General features: G+C 34.2%; 22 protein-coding genes. 16 read left to right on the forward strand and 6 right to left on the reverse strand.

Going from position 1 to position 20,887, the window contains the following annotated elements:
• Positions 1-306 (forward strand): DUF3276 family protein (locus tag ACKOWY_RS09655; RefSeq protein ID WP_408941235.1); only part of this gene is annotated, 306 nt, incomplete at its 5' end.
• Between the two features lie 64 nt (positions 307-370).
• On the opposite strand, the gene ACKOWY_RS09660 is transcribed toward ACKOWY_RS09655, so the two are convergent.
• From ACKOWY_RS09660 to ACKOWY_RS09670, 3 genes are all read right to left on the reverse strand, one after another.
• Positions 371-838, reverse strand: a complete 468-nt coding sequence (locus tag ACKOWY_RS09660; RefSeq protein WP_408941236.1) for a DUF962 domain-containing protein — start codon at positions 836-838, stop codon at positions 371-373.
• A 4-nt stretch (positions 839-842) separates the two neighbouring features.
• Entirely contained in the window at positions 843-1,148 is a 306-nt protein-coding gene (locus ACKOWY_RS09665; protein ID WP_408941237.1) for a cytochrome c, read from the reverse strand.
• An 84-nt stretch (positions 1,149-1,232) separates the two neighbouring features.
• On the reverse strand, positions 1,233-2,165 hold the full coding sequence (locus ACKOWY_RS09670) for a peptidylprolyl isomerase (protein WP_408941238.1): 933 nt from the start codon (positions 2,163-2,165) through the stop codon (positions 1,233-1,235).
• Positions 2,166-2,254: 89 nt separating this feature from the next.
• Between ACKOWY_RS09670 and ACKOWY_RS09675 the strand changes: the two genes are divergently transcribed.
• The 5 genes from ACKOWY_RS09675 to ACKOWY_RS09695 all read left to right on the forward strand — a co-directional run bounded on the left by ACKOWY_RS09675 (position 2,255) and on the right by ACKOWY_RS09695 (position 7,160).
• Entirely contained in the window at positions 2,255-2,704 is a 450-nt protein-coding gene (locus ACKOWY_RS09675; RefSeq protein WP_408941239.1) for a DUF1569 domain-containing protein, read from the forward strand.
• Between the two features lie 4 nt (positions 2,705-2,708).
• Positions 2,709-3,536: a class I SAM-dependent methyltransferase gene (locus ACKOWY_RS09680; protein ID WP_408941240.1), complete on the forward strand. Its 828-nt coding sequence runs from the start codon at positions 2,709-2,711 to the stop codon at positions 3,534-3,536.
• Positions 3,526-4,203 carry a tRNA (guanosine(37)-N1)-methyltransferase TrmD gene (trmD, locus tag ACKOWY_RS09685; RefSeq protein ID WP_408941241.1) on the forward strand — a complete coding sequence of 226 codons (678 nt, stop codon included), beginning with the start codon at positions 3,526-3,528 and terminating at the stop codon, positions 4,201-4,203. The genes ACKOWY_RS09680 and trmD overlap by 11 nt, the downstream gene beginning before the upstream one ends.
• Positions 4,204-4,341: 138 nt before the next feature.
• Positions 4,342-4,692 (forward strand): 50S ribosomal protein L19, encoded by a 351-nt coding sequence (rplS, locus tag ACKOWY_RS09690; RefSeq protein ID WP_408941242.1) that lies wholly within the window; start codon positions 4,342-4,344, stop codon positions 4,690-4,692.
• A 248-nt stretch (positions 4,693-4,940) separates the two neighbouring features.
• A complete protein-coding gene (locus tag ACKOWY_RS09695; RefSeq protein WP_408941243.1) occupies positions 4,941-7,160 on the forward strand; it encodes an NADP-dependent isocitrate dehydrogenase in 2,220 nt (739 codons plus the stop codon).
• Between the two features lie 55 nt (positions 7,161-7,215).
• On the opposite strand, the gene ACKOWY_RS09700 is transcribed toward ACKOWY_RS09695, so the two are convergent.
• A complete protein-coding gene (locus tag ACKOWY_RS09700) occupies positions 7,216-7,929 on the reverse strand; it encodes a hypothetical protein (protein ID WP_408941244.1) in 714 nt (237 codons plus the stop codon).
• Positions 7,930-8,059: 130 nt separating this feature from the next.
• Between ACKOWY_RS09700 and ACKOWY_RS09705 the strand changes: the two genes are divergently transcribed.
• From ACKOWY_RS09705 to ACKOWY_RS09735, 7 genes are all read left to right on the forward strand, one after another.
• Complete coding sequence (locus ACKOWY_RS09705) at positions 8,060-10,432, forward strand: TonB-dependent receptor (RefSeq protein WP_408941245.1); 2,373 nt, start codon at positions 8,060-8,062, stop codon at positions 10,430-10,432.
• A 4-nt stretch (positions 10,433-10,436) separates the two neighbouring features.
• Positions 10,437-11,249: a DUF4249 domain-containing protein gene (locus tag ACKOWY_RS09710; protein WP_408941246.1), complete on the forward strand. Its 813-nt coding sequence runs from the start codon at positions 10,437-10,439 to the stop codon at positions 11,247-11,249.
• Positions 11,250-11,331: 82 nt separating this feature from the next.
• Positions 11,332-11,994 carry a thiamine diphosphokinase gene (locus ACKOWY_RS09715; protein WP_408941247.1) on the forward strand — a complete coding sequence of 221 codons (663 nt, stop codon included), beginning with the start codon at positions 11,332-11,334 and terminating at the stop codon, positions 11,992-11,994.
• 54 nt (positions 11,995-12,048) lie between these two features.
• Positions 12,049-14,037 carry an excinuclease ABC subunit UvrB gene (gene uvrB, locus ACKOWY_RS09720; RefSeq protein ID WP_408941248.1) on the forward strand — a complete coding sequence of 663 codons (1,989 nt, stop codon included), beginning with the start codon at positions 12,049-12,051 and terminating at the stop codon, positions 14,035-14,037.
• 64 nt (positions 14,038-14,101) lie between these two features.
• Positions 14,102-14,482 carry a PH domain-containing protein gene (locus ACKOWY_RS09725; protein WP_408941249.1) on the forward strand — a complete coding sequence of 127 codons (381 nt, stop codon included), beginning with the start codon at positions 14,102-14,104 and terminating at the stop codon, positions 14,480-14,482.
• A gap of 112 nt (positions 14,483-14,594) precedes the next feature.
• Positions 14,595-15,827 carry a hypothetical protein gene (locus ACKOWY_RS09730; RefSeq protein ID WP_408941250.1) on the forward strand — a complete coding sequence of 411 codons (1,233 nt, stop codon included), beginning with the start codon at positions 14,595-14,597 and terminating at the stop codon, positions 15,825-15,827.
• Between the two features lie 14 nt (positions 15,828-15,841).
• Positions 15,842-16,264 (forward strand): VOC family protein, encoded by a 423-nt coding sequence (locus ACKOWY_RS09735; RefSeq protein ID WP_408941251.1) that lies wholly within the window; start codon positions 15,842-15,844, stop codon positions 16,262-16,264.
• A gap of 9 nt (positions 16,265-16,273) precedes the next feature.
• On the opposite strand, the gene ACKOWY_RS09740 is transcribed toward ACKOWY_RS09735, so the two are convergent.
• Positions 16,274-16,678, reverse strand: coding sequence for a TerB family tellurite resistance protein (locus ACKOWY_RS09740; RefSeq protein ID WP_408941252.1), 405 nt, complete (start codon positions 16,676-16,678; stop codon positions 16,274-16,276).
• Positions 16,679-16,732: 54 nt separating this feature from the next.
• On the opposite strand from ACKOWY_RS09740, the gene ACKOWY_RS09745 reads away from it, so the two are divergent.
• Positions 16,733-17,530 carry an alpha/beta hydrolase gene (locus tag ACKOWY_RS09745; RefSeq protein WP_408941253.1) on the forward strand — a complete coding sequence of 266 codons (798 nt, stop codon included), beginning with the start codon at positions 16,733-16,735 and terminating at the stop codon, positions 17,528-17,530.
• 86 nt (positions 17,531-17,616) lie between these two features.
• Positions 17,617-18,045 carry a DUF1456 family protein gene (locus tag ACKOWY_RS09750; protein ID WP_408941254.1) on the forward strand — a complete coding sequence of 143 codons (429 nt, stop codon included), beginning with the start codon at positions 17,617-17,619 and terminating at the stop codon, positions 18,043-18,045.
• A gap of 56 nt (positions 18,046-18,101) precedes the next feature.
• Here the strand turns inward: ACKOWY_RS09750 and sucC are convergent, their stop codons facing one another.
• The gene (gene sucC, locus ACKOWY_RS09755) at positions 18,102-19,295 is read right to left on the reverse strand and encodes an ADP-forming succinate--CoA ligase subunit beta (protein WP_408941255.1); all 1,194 of its coding nucleotides are present in this window, start codon (positions 19,293-19,295) and stop codon (positions 18,102-18,104) included.
• Positions 19,296-19,654: 359 nt separating this feature from the next.
• Here sucC and lysA point away from each other — a divergent pair, with 359 nt between their 5' ends.
• On the forward strand, positions 19,655-20,860 hold the full coding sequence (gene lysA, locus ACKOWY_RS09760) for a diaminopimelate decarboxylase (RefSeq protein ID WP_408941256.1): 1,206 nt from the start codon (positions 19,655-19,657) through the stop codon (positions 20,858-20,860).
• Positions 20,861-20,887: the final 27 nt, after the last annotated feature.

Raw genomic sequence — 20,887 nt, forward strand, 5'->3', positions numbered from 1 at the left:
TTTGATGTAAGAGCTACCAAAGCTGATGACTACTACATTACCATCACAGAAAGTAAAAAATTTACTGAAGAAGACGGTTCTTTTCATTTCAAAAAACATAAAATTTATTTATACAAAGAAGATTTCACTGCATTTAAAGAAATCTTGGAAGAAATGACTTCTTTTGTATTAAACAATAAAGGAGAAGAAGTAATTTCTGAAAGACACCAAAAAGATTTCAAAAGAGAATATACTTCTGAATCAAATGAAGAAATTACTTCTCAAACAGAAAAAAACTTTACCGATATTGATTTTGACGATATTTAATAAGCAATCAAAATAAAAAAGTCCAAAAATTAATTTTGGACTTTTTTTATACCTAATTCTACGATTACTTTTTTGCTTTAAATAGATCATCAATGACCCAGGCCGGACCAATAAGTAAAAACTGCAAGTCATTAATAAAAGATGGTTTTTTACCTTCTATTTTATGTCCGTAAAATTGTCCTATCCATGCTGCCGCAAATACCGTTAGCGATAAAACCAACAAGTTAGTAAACTGACTGATATAAAAATTAGTAAACAAACATAAGAATGCAAATACAGCAATTTTTATTGCCATTACTACAGACAATCGTATGTAAAAAAACAAGATAAGAACAAGTGCAACAGTTGCCCAATTTTCAATCAGCGGACTACCTAAATTCAAATTATTTGAAATAATTGAATTTGGAATACACATTAATAACCCAATAATTGAAAAGAAAATTAAGGGCACACAGATATAATGTATTTTCTTGTTCGTTGGATTTTGATGACTAACAGCGTACTCATCAAACCAGTCTTTTAAGGTTTTCATTTTCTTATTGGTACGATACATAGGCCAAAACTTTATCTATTTCTGCATCAGATAAATGGGCTTTCTTTTGCATATCAAACAAAATAGGAATCCAATTTTGCCTAGAATAACTTTTAGGATCGTAAAGTTTATGGCATTTTGCACAATTATTTTCAAATATACCTTTTCCTTCAGCGATATCAGGAGGTAAAGTTGGTTTAACATCAGCCACCGTCTCCGTTCGCGCTTCAACAACTGGAGGTACTATTTTAGGAGAACAAGAATAAATTACTAATCCAATTAATGCTGCAGAAATGATTTTGAGTTTCATATTTTTAATTTTTAAAAAGTAAATATAAAAAAATCCCGATAGAATTAACCATCGGGATTACTTTTTACTATAAACTAAGATGTATTATCTCACATCCATTAGTTCAACATCAAAAATCAACGTAGCATTTGGCGGAATTACACCTCCAGCACCTCGCTCACCATAAGCTAAATAAGACGGGATTACAAAACGAGCTTTATCTCCTACTTGTAACAAGGCAATACCTTCGTCCCAACCTTCAATAACTTGACCTTGACCCAATCTAAATTCAATTGGCTTTTTTCTTGGATATGACGAATCAAATACTTTTCCAGTTTCTAAAGATCCTTCATAATGAACTGAAACGGTTTTACCGTTTTCTGCTTTTGTTCCAGATCCTTTTTGAATCATTTTATATCGCAATCCGCTTTCTGTTTTATCAAAACCAGCAGCTAATTTTTCCATCGTTTCTTCAGCTTTCTTTTTCGCCTCCTCGATTTTTTTCAAACGTGCACCTTCAAAAGTTCTAAAAGCCTCAATTGCATTCCATTTTTCTGCCTGCTCTCCTACTCGAACTACTTCAATTGTTTCAATTAAATCACCTTGAGCAATAGCATCCACAATTTCTTGTCCTTCTACTACATGACCAAAAACAGTATGTTTATTATCCAACCAAGTGGTAGGAACATGAGTGATAAAAAATTGAGAACCGTTTGAAGCAGGTCCCGAATTTGCCATAGACAATACTCCTGGCTTATCATGCTTTAAACTTGGATGAAATTCATCTTCAAAACTATAACCAGGACCACCGGTTCCAATCCCTTGTGGGCAACCTCCCTGAATCATAAAATCTGGAATTACTCTATGAAATTTCAAACCATCAAAATAAGGTTTTCCCATTGGTCGAGCTGAATTTTCAAGTTGTCCTTCAGCCAATCCAACAAAATTTCCTACTGTTCCTGGGGTTAAATCGTGTGTTAATTTCGCTAAAATGGTACCTTTAGTAGTATTGAATTTAGCATATATTCCATTTTCCATTTCTTGTGTTTTATTAATTTGATGCAAATTTATAATATTATTAAATATAAACTCTAAAATTGTACCTTTGGATTTGAAATAAAAAATGTATGGAAAATTCAATTTATAGTAAATCAGATACCGAAAAAATAATTGCAAGAATTCAATCACTAACCAATGAAAATATTGCGCTTTGGGGCAAAATGAATGTAGATCAAATGCTTAAGCATTGCTCAGCTGCAGTTGATGTAGCCTATGGAGAAAAAGTGGTTGAAGTAAAATGGATGATGAAATTGCTAGGCAGATTGGTAAAAAATAAAGTATTCAATAGTGAATTTCAAAAAAACAGCCCAACAGCCAAAGAGTTTGTTTTTTCTGAAAGTTACGATTTAGAAGCTTCAAAATTGGAATTAATTCAAAAATACAGTCGGTTTTCAAATGAAGGAAAAGAATCAATAATAGTAATGAATCATCCTTTTTGGGGCAAAATGAGTTATGAAGATTGGGATAAACTAATGTGGAAACACATTGACCACCACCTGAGACAATTTGGAGTGTAAAACCATGAAAGAAAATAAAGAATACCTAGAACTCAATAAAAATACATGGAACAATAAAACAGAGGTTCATATTGCCTCCGAATTTTATGACATGAAAGGTTTCTTAGACGGAAAATCAACCTTAAATTCAATAGAACTAGAACTATTGGGTGATGTTTCAAATAAGAAAATACTGCATTTACAGTGCCACTTCGGCCAAGACACCATGACTTTTTCAAGAATGGGTGCTAAAGCTACAGGAGTTGATTTTTCGGATAAAGCAGTTGAAAAAGCAAGAGAATTTGCAGCAAAATTAAACTTAAATACTTCTTTCATTTGCTGCGATATTTATGACGCACCAAACCATCTTGATGAAAAATTTGACATTGTTTTCACAAGCTATGGAACCATTGGCTGGTTTCCCGATTTAGAGAAATGGGCCAAAGTAGTTTCTCATTATTTAAAACCAGGAGGAACCTTTATTATGGCCGATTTTCATCCGGTAGTTTGGATGTATGACAATGAATTTAAAGAAGTATTTTACAATTATTTTAATATTGAACCAATTATTGAAGATGAATCAGGGACCTATGCTGATCGTTATTCTGAAATTGAAGCCAAAACAATTACATGGAATCACCCTATTTCGGAACTATTAAATGCTTTAATAAATAGCGGTTTGGAGTTGAATTGTTTTAACGAATACGATTATTCACCCTACAATTGTTTTAATAATACAGAAGAATTTGAACCAAATAAATTCAGAATCAAAACTTTTGGAAATAAAATTCCGATGGTATATGCTATAAAAGCAACAAAAAAAAATCTACTATCTTTGCCCAATGCGAATTGACATAATTACTTTACTTCCCGATTTATTAAAAAGTCCTTTTGAAGCTTCTATAATGAAAAGAGCTATTGACAAAGGATTGGTAGAGGTACATTTCCATAATTTAAGAGATTATTCAACCAACAAACAAAAGTCGGTTGACGACTACCCTTTTGGTGGTGGTGCCGGAATGGTAATGACCATTCAGCCAATAGACGATTGCATCACCCATTTAAAAAGCCAAAGAAATTACGATGAGATTATCTATATGTCTCCTGATGGTGAAACATTAAATCAAAGAATGGCTAATACTGCATCGCTTTATGAGAACATAATTATTCTTTGCGGACATTACAAAGGAGTTGACCAACGAGTAAGAGACCATTTCATAACCAAAGAAATTTCAATTGGCGATTATGTTTTGAGTGGAGGTGAAATTGGTGCCATTGTATTTTGCGATGCCATTATTCGATTAATTCCTGGAGTATTGAGTGATGAAACTTCTGCACTTACAGATAGTTTTCAAGACGGTTTACTTTCTGGACCAATCTATACTAGACCTGCCGATTACAAAGGCTGGAAAGTCCCAGAAATCTTAACCAGCGGACATTTTGCCAAAATAGATCAATGGCGCGAAGATATGGCCTACGAACACACTAAAAATCGCAGACCTGATCTATTAGAAGAATAAAATTTAGGTTATGGATAAATATTTTAAAATTTTTAATTCATAATTTAAAATAATTCTTACATTTGCACCCACATTTGACTAACCTCTGGCGAAAACCGTGAATGTTGCTCAGATTTTAAACCATAATTAGCATTAAAAATGGCAAATTTAGTAGATTTCGTAAATAACGAATTATCAACAAAAAAAGATTTCCCTGCGTTTGGAGCTGGTGATACTATCACTGTTTACTACGAAATTAAAGAGGGTGAAAAAACAAGAACTCAGTTTTTTAAAGGAGTTGTTATTCAAAGAAAAGGAGCAGGTGTAACTGAAACTTTTACAATCCGTAAAATGTCTGGATCAGTTGGTGTAGAGCGTATCTTCCCAGTTAACATGCCAGCTTTACAAAAAATTGAATTGAATCAAAGAGGTAAAGTTCGTAGAGCTCGAATTTTCTACTTCAGAGAACTTACTGGTAAAAAAGCAAAAATTAAAGAAAGAAGAAGATAATTCTAACTTTCTATTCATAAAAAAAGTCTCAATTTATTTGGGACTTTTTTTATGCAAAAAAACCACCACCAAATTATTAAATTATAAATTATTAAGACAAAAAATAGCAAATTCGTAATTCAATCGTTTTCGTGGGAAATCATATTCTTTTTTATCTCATTTTCATATCTTTGCTATCAGTGAAAATTTAAAACTCAATAATAAACATTCAATACGAGGTTTTCGTTTAGTATAAAACAAACAACAAAATGTCACAATCTAAAATCATTTACACCATTACCGATGAAGCTCCTATGTTGGCTACATTTTCATTATTACCAATTATTAAATCATTCGCTGCTACCGCAAATATCGATGTTGAAAGTCGCGATATTTCATTGGCAGGAAGAATCATAGCGAACTTTCCTGAGCATTTAAAAGAAGAGCAACGCCTTGGAGATGCGCTTACAGAACTAGGACAATTAGCAAATACCCCTGAGGCAAACATTATTAAATTACCTAATATTTCTGCTTCGGTACCACAACTTAAAGAAGCAATTAAAGAACTTCAATCTAAAGGATATGCGCTTCCTGATTTCCCTGAAGATGCTCAAACAGAAGAAGAAAAAACGGTAAAAGCCAAATATGCAAAAGTCTTAGGTTCTGCAGTAAATCCGGTATTACGAGAAGGAAACTCAGACCGTAGAGCTCCAAAAGCTGTAAAAAATTATGCTAAAAAACACCCACATTCTATGGGAGCATGGTCTGCAGATTCAAAAACACATGTGGCAAGCATGTCGGAAGGTGATTTTTATGGAAGTGAAACTTCGGTAACCGTTAATGAAGCTACCGATGTTAAAATAGAATTCGTTGACAATAATGGAAATGCAACCGTATTAAAAGCGAGCACTCCTTTAAAAGCGGGAGAAATAATTGACAGTTCAGCTTTAAATTTGAATAAATTCAAACAATTTATAGCTAAAGAAATTGAAGATGCTAAAGCAAAAGGAGTTTTGTTTTCAATTCACATGAAAGCAACCATGATGAAAGTTTCTGATCCTATTATTTTTGGTGCTGCTGTAGATGTTTTTTACAAAGATGTTTTCATTAAATATGCCGACTTATTTAAAGAATTAGGAGTAGATACTAAAAATGGTTTAGGTGATGTGTATGCAAAAATTGCAGGTCGCCCAGAACAAGCAGAGGTTGAAGCTGCTATTAATAAAGTGTATGAAACTAGCCCGGCTTTAGCCATGGTGAATTCAGACAAAGGAATTACCAACTTACACGTTCCTTCCGATGTAATTATTGATGCATCTATGCCAGCGATGATTCGTACTTCTGGTCAAATGTGGAATAAAGATGGAAAAGGACAAGACACTAAAACGGTTATTCCAGATCGCGCTTACGCTGGAGTGTATGTGGCAACTATTGATTTTTGCAAAAAGCATGGTGCCTTCGACCCAACAACTATGGGAAGCGTACCGAATGTTGGATTGATGGCTCAAAAAGCGGAAGAATATGGTTCGCACGACAAAACATTCCAAATGAGTGCAGCGGGTGTTGTAAAAGTTACCGACACCAACGGAACTGTATTAATGGAACAAAAAGTTGAAGCAGGTGATATATTTAGAATGTGTCAAGTAAAAGACGCTCCTATTCAAGACTGGGTTAAATTAGCTGTAAATCGTGCACGTTTATCAAATACTCCTGCCGTTTTTTGGTTGGATGAAAACCGCGCTCACGACAGACAATTAATTGAAAAAGTGAAAACCTATTTAAAAGATCACGATACTTTAGGTTTAGATATTAGAATTTTAAATCCAATTGAAGCAACCCATTTTACTTTAGATCGAATTGTAAAAGGTTTGGATACCATTTCGGTAACTGGAAACGTACTTCGCGATTACCTAACCGATTTATTCCCAATTTTAGAATTAGGAACTTCTGCTAAAATGCTTTCTATCGTTCCATTAATGAATGGAGGAGGATTGTTTGAAACAGGTGCTGGTGGATCTGCTCCAAAACACGTAGAACAATTTATCGAAGAAGGCTATTTACGATGGGATTCTTTAGGTGAATTCTTAGCTTTAGGAGTTTCATTAGAACACTTAGGACAAGTATTTAATAACTCGAAAGCCTTGGTATTATCTGAAACTTTAGATGCAGCAACCGAGAAATTCTTAGACACTGATAAATCTCCAGCACGAAAAGTGGGTGAAATAGATAACAGAGGATCGCATTTTTATTTAACTTTATATTGGGCTCAAGCTTTAGCAGATCAAAATAAAGATGCCGATTTAAAAGCGCTTTTTGAACCAATTGCAAAAGAATTAACTGAAAACGAAGCAAAAATCAATTCAGAATTAATTGGTGCTCAAGGTTCGCATCAAGAAATTGGTGGCTATTACAAACCAAACCAAGAATTGTTATTTAAAGCGATGCGCCCAAGCGCTACTTTAAATGCAATTTTAAATAAATTAAACTAAAACCATTTTTAGATTATTAAATAAAAAAGACGACTAGTAGTCGTCTTTTTTATTTTTATTTTTCATCGATTTTCTTCAAAATCTTATCCTTGTATTCAATCAATATTCGGGCCTTGTATCCAATACCAAGATTCCAATATTGATTAGTAATAAATTCCTTATTGGCATCATAAAAAGCAAACTGCCCCGTATTTGGAGAAAGCTCACCATAATTTAATGCCTCAATTTCAATTACATTTATTCCTTTATCCAAATCCAATGTGATTTCTTGAAACTTAGATTCTAAATACACCTTGGGTACATACATTTTTCCATTTACCCAAACACGAACAAGATCACCATCTATGGCACCATAATCTCTTGAATTCAAATTTACTTTTTGGGTATACACCACAAATTGACCTAAATTCATATCCCGATTGTACAATTCAGGTCGAATACCATCTTCTTTTAGTTGCTCATTAAATTTTTCGGTGTAATCTTCAGCTGGCGATTTTAAAGCGTAGGATTTTGGATTTTGCTCTACTCCTACTTTTGGAATCTCTGGCAAACCTTTTAAAAATTTATCATCATTATTTTTTTGCAACTGACTTTGAAATTTTATTTCCGGAAACAATGATGTAGTAACTTTTTGGGGTACAGTAGCTTTCTGATTAAGATTCTTATCAGGTTTAGCAGAAATATTAATTTTACGCTTAGACGCTTCAAATTGTGCTGAAGCATTTAAGGAAAAACCAACCCATAAAATCAGAAAAAATAAATTTCTCATCCCAAAAATTAAGTATGTAAAAGTATTTAAAAAATAAATACAAGTCGTTAATTATTAACCAATCATTAACATTCGTTAGTAGCCATTAAATGATTAAATTTGTGAAATTTGCAAATCAAAATAAAGCACTATGCAATTAAAAAACAAAGCAGTACTACTGCTCATTTTTCTTATAAGTTCCACTGGATTTTCTCAAGAAAAAATGACCATCAGCGGAACAATTTCCGATAAAAAAAACAATGAAACTCTTATTGGCGTGAGTGTTGCTATAAAAGAACTAAAAGCATTCACCGCAACCAACGAATACGGATTTTATTCGCTTACCTTGCCAAAAGGGGATTACGAAATTAGCATTAGTTCGGTAGGATATGAAAGCATCACCGAGAAAATAGATTTAAACAAAAACATTAGAAAAGACTATAAGCTAACGGAAGTTGGCCAAGTGCTTGACGAAGTTGTATTCTCTGAAAAAAATAAAACCAACACACGCAAACCCGAAATGAGCGTGAACAAATTATCTATTGCCACCATCAAGCAAATGCCGGTAGTGCTGGGAGAGGTAGATATTATTAAGTCGATTTTACTCTTACCTGGAGTAACTAATGCTGGCGAAGGACAATCGGGGTTTAATGTTCGTGGTGGTGGTGCCGATCAAAATTTAATACTTTTAGATGAGGCCACTATTTTTAATTCCTCGCATTTATTTGGTTTCTTTTCGGTTTTTAATCCCGATGCCATCAAAGATTTAAAATTATACAAAGGAGGAATTCCTGCTCGTTTTGGAGGAAGAGCCTCTTCGGTATTAGATATTTATCAAAAAGACGGAAACAGCAACGCTTTTCACATGAATGGTGGAATTGGTTTAATTTCCAGTCGCTTACTTGCCGAAGGTCCAATTGTAAAAGACAAAGGTTCCTTTTTAATTGGTGGTCGCGCTTCGTATGCCCATTTATTTTTGAAGTTATCCAACAATAAAAATTCGGCTTATTTTTATGATTTAAATACCAAATTGAATTACAAATTCAACAAAAGTAATAGTTTGTTCCTTTCGGGTTATTTTGGAAGAGATGTATTTTCGCTAAACCAAAGTTTTACAAATACCTACGGAAACTCAACTTTAAACTTGCGTTGGAATCATTTATTTTCGGATAAATTATTTTCAAATTTATCAGCAATTTACAGCGATTACTATTATGGTTTGAATCTAGATTTTGTTGGTTTCAATTGGGATTCAGGGATTAAAAATTATAATTTGAAATACGATTTCAAATATTATGTAACCAATAAAATCAAATTGAATTATGGTGCCAATGCCATATATTATGATTTCAATCCTGGAACTATCAATCCTTCATCGGTTACCTCAGGAATTAATTTTAAACAAATTGAAAAGAAATATGCCTTTGAACCTTCTTTTTATTTGGATGCCGAAGAAAAAATTACCGACAAAATAAATATAGAATACGGATTCCGTTACAGCATGTTTTCGAGACTTGGAAGCTCTACAAAAAACTTATACGCCAATGATCAAGCGGTAACTTATGATTCGGATTTGAAAATTTATGAAAAAGCAACTCCAATCGGAACTGAATATTATGGCAGAAATCAGTCAATGGCCAACTTTAATAATATAGAACCTCGCTTTTCTGTTGCCTATGAATTTTCTGAAAACAAATCGGTGAAAGCAAGCTACAACCGAATGGTTCAATATTTACAATTGGTTTCCAATACGGCTTCGCCAACTCCTCTTGATGTATGGACGCCTAGTGACAGCTACATCAAACCACAAATTGCCGATCAATGGGCTTTAGGATATTTCACCAACATTAAAAACGACACCTATTCTCTTGAAGTAGAAAGTTATTACAAAAAAATTCAAAACCGTATGGATTACATTGATGGTGCTGATTTAATTGCTAATGAAGCCATCGAACAAGTAATTTTAAATGGGGAAATGCGTTCGTACGGATTGGAAATTATGCTTCGAAAAAATACCGGAAAATTTAACGGTTGGATTGCCTATACCCTATCCCGTTCTGAGCAAAGAACTCCAGGAAGAACGGCTTTAGAAACCGGAATCAACAATGGAAATTGGTACCGATCAGCCTATGATAAAACCCATAATTTAGCCATTACTGGATCCTATAAATGGAATACAAAATGGACTTTAGGAGCTAATTTTATTCTGCAATCAGGGCAACCGGTTACTTATCCAAATGGGCAATATACCTATCAAGGAATTACCGTTCCAAGCTATGGATTGCGTAATGAAAATAGTTTGCCATTGTACCACCACTTAGATGTTTCGGCCACGCTAACACCCAAACACAATGCTTCAAGAAAATGGAAACGCGAATGGGTATTTAGTATTTACAACCTCTATTCAAGAAAAAATGCGGCATCCATAAGCTTCAGACAAAATCAAGATTCAGGTCAAAACGAAGCCATCAAATTATCAATTTTCGGAATAGTTCCGGCGGTTTCTTACAATTTTAAATTCTAAAATAATGAAATATATTATCTCCCTTTTAGCCCTTCTAGTTTTTGCAAGTTGTGAAACTAAAGTAGATATTCCTTTAGATACTGCTAATCCAAAATTGGTTATTGATGCCAATATTTTATGGCAAAAAGGTACTTCGGGTAGCACCCAAAAAATAAAACTCACCACTACAACCGATTTTTATAGCTCGATTATTCCGATAGTTTCGGGTGCTCTAGTAACCGTTTCAAACAGTTCGAATACCATTTTTTCATTTGTAGAAACTCCAAACACTGGAGAATACATTTGCTCAAATTTTGTTCCCGTGATTAATGAAACCTACACTTTAAACATTCAATATGCAGGACAGCATTATACTGCAACCGAAAAATTATTAGCCACGCCAAATATTGATTCAGTGGAACAAACTACTGTTCAAGGATTTGGAGGTAACGTGATTCAGGTGAAATACTTTTTCCAAGATAATGGTTCGGAAATAAATTATTACTTAATTGGTGTAAAATCTCCACTTGATGTTGCTCCAAAATACCGAGCTCAAAAAGATGAATTTTTCCAAGGAAACCAAATGTTTGGCTTTTATACCGATAAAGATTTAAAACCAGGCGATCAACTGTTTTTTAGTTTGGAAGGCATTACTTTGCGTTATTATAATTACATGCAGAAATTAGTTAATATTTCGGGAAGTGCAGGCGGTAGCCCATTCTCTACTCCACCCGTTACGCTAAGAGGAAATATAATTAACCAAACCAACGATGCAGATTTTCCATTGGGTTATTTCCACTTATCTGAAATTGACACCAGAAATTACACAGTTAATTAAAGCCTGAAGATAGAAGTTAGAAGATGGAAGTCTGAAGTAATATTTTTTCTAACTTTAAACTTTAAACCCTAAACCAAAAAACATGTCCTCACACCACATTGTTCGCGACGACCAAGAACCTGCATTAATCATTGCTAATGGGGCTCCTTGCAGTTTTGATTTATTAGGACAACTCCTAGAATGGTCTCCTATAGTGGTAGTTTTAGACAATGCTATCGATCGTGTTTTGCAATTGGATATAAAAGTAGATGTACTTTTAGGTGATTTTGACGGTGATTTTGACCCCGAAATCTACAAGGAAAAACAATATCCTCTTGAGATTGTGCATACCCCAAATCAAGAAAAAACCGACTTAGAAAAGGCGCTTGACTATTTGGTTGAAAAAGGACATAAAGCAGTAAATATTGTTTGGGCAACCGGAAAAAGAGCCGATCATACACTTGCTAATATTACCAACATCGTTTCATATCGAAATAAAATTAAAATTGTAATTATTGACGACCATTCTAAAATATTCCTTTTGCCAAAAAGATTCGAAAAATGGTATACCGCGAACACTCCAATTTCGTTAATTCCTGTTGGAAAAGTAACTGGAATCACAAGTCAGAATTTATTTTATTCCTTGCAAAATGACGACTTAATTTTAGGTTATCGATCAGGAAACAGCAACCATGTTTCACAAGATGGAATCGTTACTATAACCCATGAAACCGGTGATCTTTTGTTAATGGAATGCATCGATTAAAAACAATCCATTTTTAGCGAAACTTCGTTAACTTTGTGAGTCGAATAATTTTCTATGAAATTCCAAGTCGTATCCGATTACAAACCTACAGGTGATCAGCCACAAGCCATTGAAAAACTTTCAAAAGGGATTCTTAATGGCGAAAAATACCAAACTTTACTCGGAGTAACCGGATCGGGAAAAACATTTACCGTTGCCAATGTGATTCAAAATGTAGAAAAACCAACCTTGGTTTTGGCTCACAATAAAACTTTGGCAGCACAATTGTATTCTGAGTTCAAGCAATTTTTTCCGAATAATTCGGTACAATATTTTGTATCCTATTACGACTATTACCAACCCGAAGCCTTTATTCCGGTAACGGGAACCTATATTGAGAAAGACTTATCGATTAACGAAGAACTTGAGAAACTTCGTTTGAGCACCACTTCGGCTTTGCTTTCGGGGCGCCGCGATATCATTGTTATTTCTTCGGTTTCTTGCCTTTACGGAATTGGAAATCCGGTGGAGTTTCAAAAGAATGTAATTAAAATTGACAAAAATCAAATCATCTCCCGTACCAAATTATTACACCAATTAGTACAAAGTTTGTATTCAAGAACCGAAGCCGATTTTGGTCCGGGGAATTTCCGAATTAAAGGCGACACTCTTGAGATTTTTCCAAGTTATGGAGACGATCCATTTCGTATTCACTTTTTTGGAGATGAAATTGAAGAAATTGAGGTCTTTGATGTGAAAACTTCGCAAGTAGTTGAAAAATACGAAAACTTAACCATCTATCCCGCCAACATGTTTGTAACCTCGCAAGATGTGTTGCAAGCCGCCATTTGGGATATCCAACAAGATTTGGTAAAACAAGTCGATTATTTTAAAGAAATTGGCAAACACTTGGAAGCCAAACGACTGGAAGAACGCACCAATTTCGACTTAGAAATGATACGCGAGTTGGGCTATTGCTCCGGAATTGAGAATTATTCCCGCTATTTAGACCGCCGTATTCCCGGTACGCGTCCGTTTTGTTTGTTGGATTATTTCCCTGATGATTTCTTGATGGTGGTAGATGAAAGCCATGTAACCATTTCGCAGGTGCATGCCATGTATGGTGGCGACCGAAGCCGTAAGGAAAATTTGGTGGAATATGGTTTCCGACTTCCGGCTGCCATGGACAACCGACCGTTGAAGTTTGAAGAATTTGAAAGTCTACAAAACCAAGTCATTTATGTTTCGGCGACTCCTGCCGATTATGAATTGCAAAAAACGGAAGGGGTTTATGTAGAGCAGGTAATTCGCCCAACCGGACTACTGGATCCGATTATTGAAGTGCGACCAAGTCTGAATCAAATTGATGATTTAATAGAAGAAATTCAGCAGCGTTGCGAACTAGATGAGCGCGTATTAGTGACCACACTAACCAAGCGTATGGCCGAAGAATTAACGAAATACTTGACCAAAGTTTCCATTCGTTGTCGCTATATTCATAGCGATGTAGACACTTTGGAGCGTGTAGAAATCATGCAGGATTTGCGTAAAGGATTGTTTGATGTATTGATTGGCGTGAATTTACTTCGTGAAGGATTGGACTTACCCGAGGTTTCGCTTGTGGCTATTTTGGATGCAGATAAAGAAGGCTTTTTACGTAGCCATCGCTCGCTTACGCAAACGGTAGGTAGAGCCGCTCGAAACATTAACGGGAAAGCCATTATGTATGGAGACAAGATTACGGCCTCGATGCAAAAAACCATTGATGAAACCAACTACCGCCGCGAAAAACAAATCAATTACAACACCCAAAATAACCTACAACCCAAAGCACTTAATAAAAGTTTGGGTAATGCTTTAGGCAATCACTCGGTTTCAACCCAATACTACGAAAACCAAGCGTTAAAAGCGGCAGAACCCGAAAGTTTATACTTATCCAAACCCGAAATTGAAAAGAAAATTAGGGAAGCACGAAAAGCCATGGAAAAAGCAGCCAAGGAACTCGACTTTATGCAGGCAGCCAAACTGCGTGATGAGATTAAAGCATTGCAGGAGAAGATATAAAAGGCACTTTGGTTTTGTGATTTATTTTTTATTATTTTGAAACAAATTAAAAAAACAAAATAAAATGGGATTATTTTCAGCTTTACTTGGTAACGCAGGTGCGGTAAGCCAAGAAGAATTAACAAAAAAATTTGGTCAATTACTTACAGACGGAGAAGAAATAGAATTGGGTTTCAAACTTATTCGTGATACGTTTATCTTCACTAATAAAAGACTTATTTTAATTGACATTCAAGGAATTACAGGAAGCAAAACGGAATACAAATCCATTACCTACAAAAGCATTTCTAGATTTAGTATTGAAACCGCAGGTACATTTGACTTGGATGCCGAATTAAAAATTTGGATTTCTAGCGAAGCACAACCAAGTATTAAAAAACAGTTCAATAAATCGGTGAATGTGTATGATGTACAAAAGGTATTGGCACATCATGTTTTGAAATAATATTCAATTCATTGGTTAGTATTAGCCAAATGGCTTTCAAAAAGATTAGAGAATCACATCCTTGCGATGTGATTTTTTATTAGATTTGTTTTGAAGTTATTAATTACAAATAATGAGTAAAAATCTTCTTGAAAGAACATCTTTATTTATCGAAAAATCTAAAAAAATTCACGGGGATAAATATGATTATTCTAAAGCAGAATATATTGGAAGTAATACCAAATTACTTATAATATGTCGTGAACATGGAGACTTTTTGCAAACACCAAGTAATCATTTAGCTGGTAAAGAATGTTTGAAATGTTCTTATAAAAAAAGGGGAGAAAACCTAACTAGTACAAATAATAAGTTTATAGAAAACGCAATAAAAATTCATAGTAATAAATATGATTATTCAAAGTCGGCTTATGTCAATGCAAAAGTCAAAGTATGTATAATTTGCTCTAAACATGGTGATTTTTATCAACTTCCATCAAAACATTTATATGGGAATACATGTCCAAAATGTGCTGACGAAATTAGAAATTCAAATAATATCAAAACAAAAGAAGATTTTATTCTAGAATCCAAAATTAAACACAATAACAAGTATAGTTATGATAAAGTAAAATATCTAAATGCTAAAACTAATGTTATAATAATATGCAATGAACATGGTGAGTTTTTATGCACTCCAAACAATCATCAAAGAGGAAAAGGTTGTCCAAAGTGCGTTGGCAAAAATAAAAATACAGAAGATTGGATAGCAGAGGCAAAGCAAAAACACGGAAATAAATATAACTATTCTAAAGTTATCTATGAAAAAAGTAATCTCAAAGTATGTATAAGCTGTAATGAACATGGAGAGTTTTGGCAAGTTGCACAATACCATTTGAGCGGAAATGGTTGTCCCGAGTGTAAACAAAGTAAATTAGAAAAAGAAGTTTCATCAATTTTGAATAAATTAAATATTAGATATGAAAGTCAGTATAATCCTATATTTTTAAAAAAAGGAAAAGGACAACAAACTTTAGATTTTCATATTACTGATTACAGTATTGCAATTGAATGCCAAGGAATACAACATTACAAGCCTGTAGATTTTGCAGGAAAAGGTAAAGAATGGGCAAATAATTTATTTGAAAAAAATAAAAAAAGAGATGAAATTAAATTAAAAAAATGCTTATCTAATAATATTAAAATGATTTATATTATAGACAATAAAGAGTATTTAGATCGCAAATATCATTTTGATAGCGCACAACCCTTTTCGGATACTATAAATTATAAAATTATGCACATAAATCAATTATATAATTATTTAACTAATTTAATTGAAATTACTACTTTTTTAAATAATTCTTAATACAAAATAACCTAATGCCGCAAATCAATCCGCACATCAACTTTAATGGAAATGCCGAAGAAGCATTCACTTTTTATAAATCGGTATTTGGTGGTGAGTTCACCAACATTATGCGCTTCAAAGACTTGGCTAGCGAGGCGTTTCCAGTTGCAGAAAAAGAAGCCAACAAAATAATGCACATTGAATTACCAATTGGCGCTACTTCGTTAATGGCAAATGATGTACCTGAAATGATGGGGCCAACAAACGAAAACGAAAACCGCTCTAAAATTGTAGTCAAAACGAAAAGTAAAGAAGAAGCCGATCATATATTTAATGGCCTTTCTGCGGGCGGGCACATTGAATTCCCAATTTCCGATAGTCCGTGGGGAACTTACTTCGGGATGTTTAGAGATAAGTACGGCATTGAATGGATGGTGAGTTTTGAGCAGAAATAATACTACTTATTAATTACTCTGCTCTTGAAAAACTTCCAATAAATAATCGGGAGAAACCATTCGTGTTGGCGATTGTTCCATTGCTTTTAAAACGCGTTTCATAGCAAATGGATCCAACCCCATTCCAATACAAATTTCATGAATGCGTTTTTCTTCGCGCTCGTGCAAGACACCATCGCTGTGCATTAGGAGTGCCAATCGGTAAAATTGTTGAATGCGCTCAAAGTCGTCTTTGATTACTTCACTTTTATTTTCAGAATGAAACAACTGCTGAAATTCGGCTGAATCAATTCCTAAATCCTCAGCAATCAAAGAAAGAAATAGGTATTCATTATCGTGCAACTTTCCGTCTACCACTGCAAAAGCAATCATATCGGACAATAAACTTATTTTTTGTGCTTGGGTATTATTCAAAATGTTTATTTTTAGCTAAATTATTCTTTTTCTTGGAATCTAACCGCTATTGAATTGAAATTTATATTGACCTTATTATCGGTATTCTCTTTTTTATTTGCTGCTGCTCAAAGTACTGCCAGTAAAAATGTAAGCACTTTTACTCTTGAAGCACCACAGCTGCATTGTAGTAAAAAAATATGGCTGTACCTACCCGAAAATTATTCAAAATCCGCTAAAAAATATCCGGTGATTTACATGCACGACGGGCAAAATTTAATGGATATCAAAACTTCCTATGCTGGCGAATGGAGTGTAGATGAAACACTAGACAGCTTGAAGGCTCAAGTCATCGTCATTGGGATTGAACATGGTGGTGAGAAAAGAATGGAAGAATTAACACCCTATAAAAACGAAAAATACGGTGGTGGAAATGCAGACAATTATCTGAAATTTATTGTAGAAACTTTAAAACCTTATGTAGATAAAAACTACCGCACCAAAACCACTGCTAAAAACACAGCTATTTGGGGAAGTTCATTGGGCGGATTGGTTTCCTTTTATGGAGCGCTAAAATATCCTGAAGTATTTGGAAAAGTGGGTTGCTTCTCCCCTTCTTTTTGGTTTAACCGAAAAGAAATTTTCGAATTAATGAATCAAACTAAGTCCTTTAAAACCAAAATCTATTTTCTTTGTGGCGATAACGAAGGCGATGCCGATATGGTAGAAGATCTCAATAAAATGGAGTATCAAGTAAACACCAAACGCTGTGAATGCCAAATGCTGAATAAAAAACTTATTGTTAAAGGCGGAAAACACAATGAAAAATTATGGCGCGAAGGTTTTAAAAAAGCGTACCTTTGGCTTTTCTAGAAGTATGAAGACGGAAGTTGGAAGAAAAAAAAATAAAAATAAACTTAGAACCTTAGAAACTTAGTTTCTTAGCACCTTAAAAAAAAATGAACAACAACGATATTTTCAAAAAACTACGTGTAGCCTTAATGTTGCGTGACGACCAAATAGAAGAAATTTTAAAGCTGGTTGACTTCCGAATGTCAAAAGGTGAATTGGGTAACTTTTTTAGAAGTGAAGACCACCCAAAATATATGGAATGTGGCGATCAAGTGCTGCGTAATTTCCTAAATGGATTGGTGATTTATTTGAGAGGAACGAAAGAGAGCCCGAAAATACCTGCCGAAGTCATTGCTAAACACAAAACAGAAGCAAGGCCAAAAATGGAAGGAGCTCCTAAAAAGGAATTCAAACCAAAAACCGATTTCAAGAAAAAACCAGGTTCAAACCTGAAATTTGCACCCAAAAAACAAACTAAGAAAATTGAAATTGTAGAAAAAGTGCAATACAAAAATGGTAAAAACACCAAAGGTTAAATAAAAAAATCCCGAGCAAAACTCGGGATTTTCTATATAAAGTAGTTTTCTCTAAATTAAGAAAGCGCTTTTTGCACTTGGTCTGCTGCTTCTTGAAATTGTACCGCAGATAAAATTGGCATTCCAGAATTGTCAATTAATTCTTTAGCAATTTCTGCATTGGTACCTTGCAAACGAACAATGATTGGCACTTTAATCGCGTCACCCATGTTTTTGTATGCATCCACAACTCCTTGAGCAACACGATCACAACGAACGATTCCTCCAAAGATGTTAATCAAGATCGCTTTTACATTAGGATCTTTTAAGATAATTCTAAAAGCCAACTCCACACGTTTCGCGTCTGCAGTTCCACCAACGTCTAAGAAGTTTGCAGGCTCAAAACCAGCATATTTAATTAAATCCATTGTTGCCATTGCTAATCCCGCTCCGTTTACCATACATCCAACGGTTCCGTCAAGATCTACATAATTTAAACCAGCCTCTTTAGCTTCAACTTCAATTGGGTTTTCTTCTTTAATGTCACGCATTTCCGCATATTTTGGTTGACGGTATAAAGCGTTATCATCAATATTTACTTTTGCATCAACAGCAAGAATTTTATCATCAGAAGTTTTTAAAACCGGATTGATTTCAAACATAGAAGCATCCGATCCGATGTAAGCATTGTAAAGTGAATCTACAAATTTCACCATTTCTTTAAATGCATTTCCAGAAAGACCTAAGTTAAAAGCAATTCTTCTTGCTTGAAAACCTTGTAATCCAACTGCTGGATCAATTTCTTCTGTGAAAATTAAATGTGGTGTATGCTCAGCAACTTCTTCTATATCCATTCCACCTTCAGTAGAATACATAATCATATTTCTACCGTTGGCTCTGTTTAATAAAACCGAAACATAAAATTCAGACGTTTCACTTTCTCCAGGATAGTATACATCTTCAGCAATTAATACTTTATGCACTTGCTTTCCTTCCGGCGGAGTTTGAGGCGTGATTAATTGCATACCAATAATTTGACCCGAAATTTCAGCAACTTGATCTAAGTTTTTAGCCAACTTAACACCACCACCTTTTCCTCTTCCACCAGCGTGAATTTGAGCTTTAACTACATACCAGCTAGTGCCAGTTTCTTCTGTAAGTTGTTTTGCAGCAGCAACTGCTTCAACCGGATTATTAGCCACAATACCACGTTGTACGCGTACACCATATTTTGCTAATATCTCTTTTCCTTGATATTCGTGTATGTTCATAATAAAATTTTGTCTTTTTATAAAGTGCCACAAATGTAATTAATTACAATCAATTGATAAAACAAATGTATATCAATTTAGTAACTTTATTTATGATTTTTTTGAAGCACAATCTTTTGGTATTTTCAGTAATGGCAATTCCCGCTTTTCGTTTCAATCTGCCATTTCAAGGAAAAAAAACTTAACAATACCACCTTCATTAATTGCAATGTCAGGATTTTCACTACAATCGGGGCTAAAAATTATCATTTTGAAAAAAAATACTATGCATAAACCACAAATTCGTATAAATGAGACTTCTTTTTGTATAGACAAACTCCTGATTTATCTTTGCAATCAAATAATATAAATCCATTACCATGCAACCAAAAGACTTACTAACACTTGCCGAAGAATTTGGCAGTCCGTTGTACGTTTATGACGCCGCAACAATCGAACAACAATACAACCGATTGAGCGCTGCTTTCAGTAAAGTAGAAAACCTTCGCATTAATTATGCCATGAAAGCGCTATCCAATCTTACCATATTAAAGTTGTTAAAGAAGTGTGGCTCTGGTTTAGATACGGTTTCCATGCAAGAAGTACAACTGGGTTTGCATGCAGGCTTTAGTCCCGATAAAATTATTTTCACCCCAAACGGTGTTTCTTTTGAAGAAATTGAAGAAGTTGCAAATTTGGGAGTTCAAATCAACATTGACAATCTCTCAATTTTAGAACATTTCGGAACCAAACACCCAAAAATTCCGGTTTGCATTCGTATCAATCCTCATGTAATGGCGGGAGGAAATGCAAATATATCTGTGGGACATATTGATAGTAAATTTGGTATTTCAATTTATCAAATGCCCCATGTATTGCGTATTGTAGAAAATACTGGAATGCACATTAACGGAATACACATGCACACCGGATCCGATATTTTAGATATTGAAGTGTTCCTTTATGCAGCTGAGATATTATTTGATACCGCTAAACAATTTAAAGAATTAGATTTTCTTGATTTTGGATCTGGATTCAAAGTTTCCTATAAAAAAGGCGACATCGAAACCAATATAGACGAACTTGGAAAAAAACTTACCAAACGTTTCTTATCCTTTGAAAAAGAGTACGGACGAACGCTAACTTTGGCATTCGAACCGGGAAAATTTTTAGTAAGCGAAGCAGGATTTTTCATGGCTAAAGTGAATGTTGTAAAACAAACCACTTCTACTGTTTTTGCAGGAATTGATAGTGGATTTAATCATTTAATTCGACCAATGCTTTATGGATCTCAGCACACCATTGAAAACATTTCTAATCCAAAAGGAAAAGAGCGTTTTTATACCGTTGTGGGTTACATTTGTGAAACCGATACTTTCGCTAATAACCGTAGAATTGCAGAAATAAAAGAAGGTGATGTATTGTGTTTTAAAAATGCTGGAGCTTATTGTTTTTCTATGGCATCCAACTACAATTCGCGTTTTAAACCAGCAGAGGTATTATGGAAAGACGGTAAAGGACATCTAATTACAAAGAGAGAAACCTTCGAAGATTTGATAAAAAATCAAATTGAAATTGAATTATAAATTGAGAAGTTATGAATAAAAAAACCA

The sequence above is a fragment of the Flavobacterium sp. genome, assembly GCF_046073885.1.
Taxonomy (GTDB): Bacteria; Bacteroidota; Bacteroidia; order Flavobacteriales; family Flavobacteriaceae; genus Flavobacterium.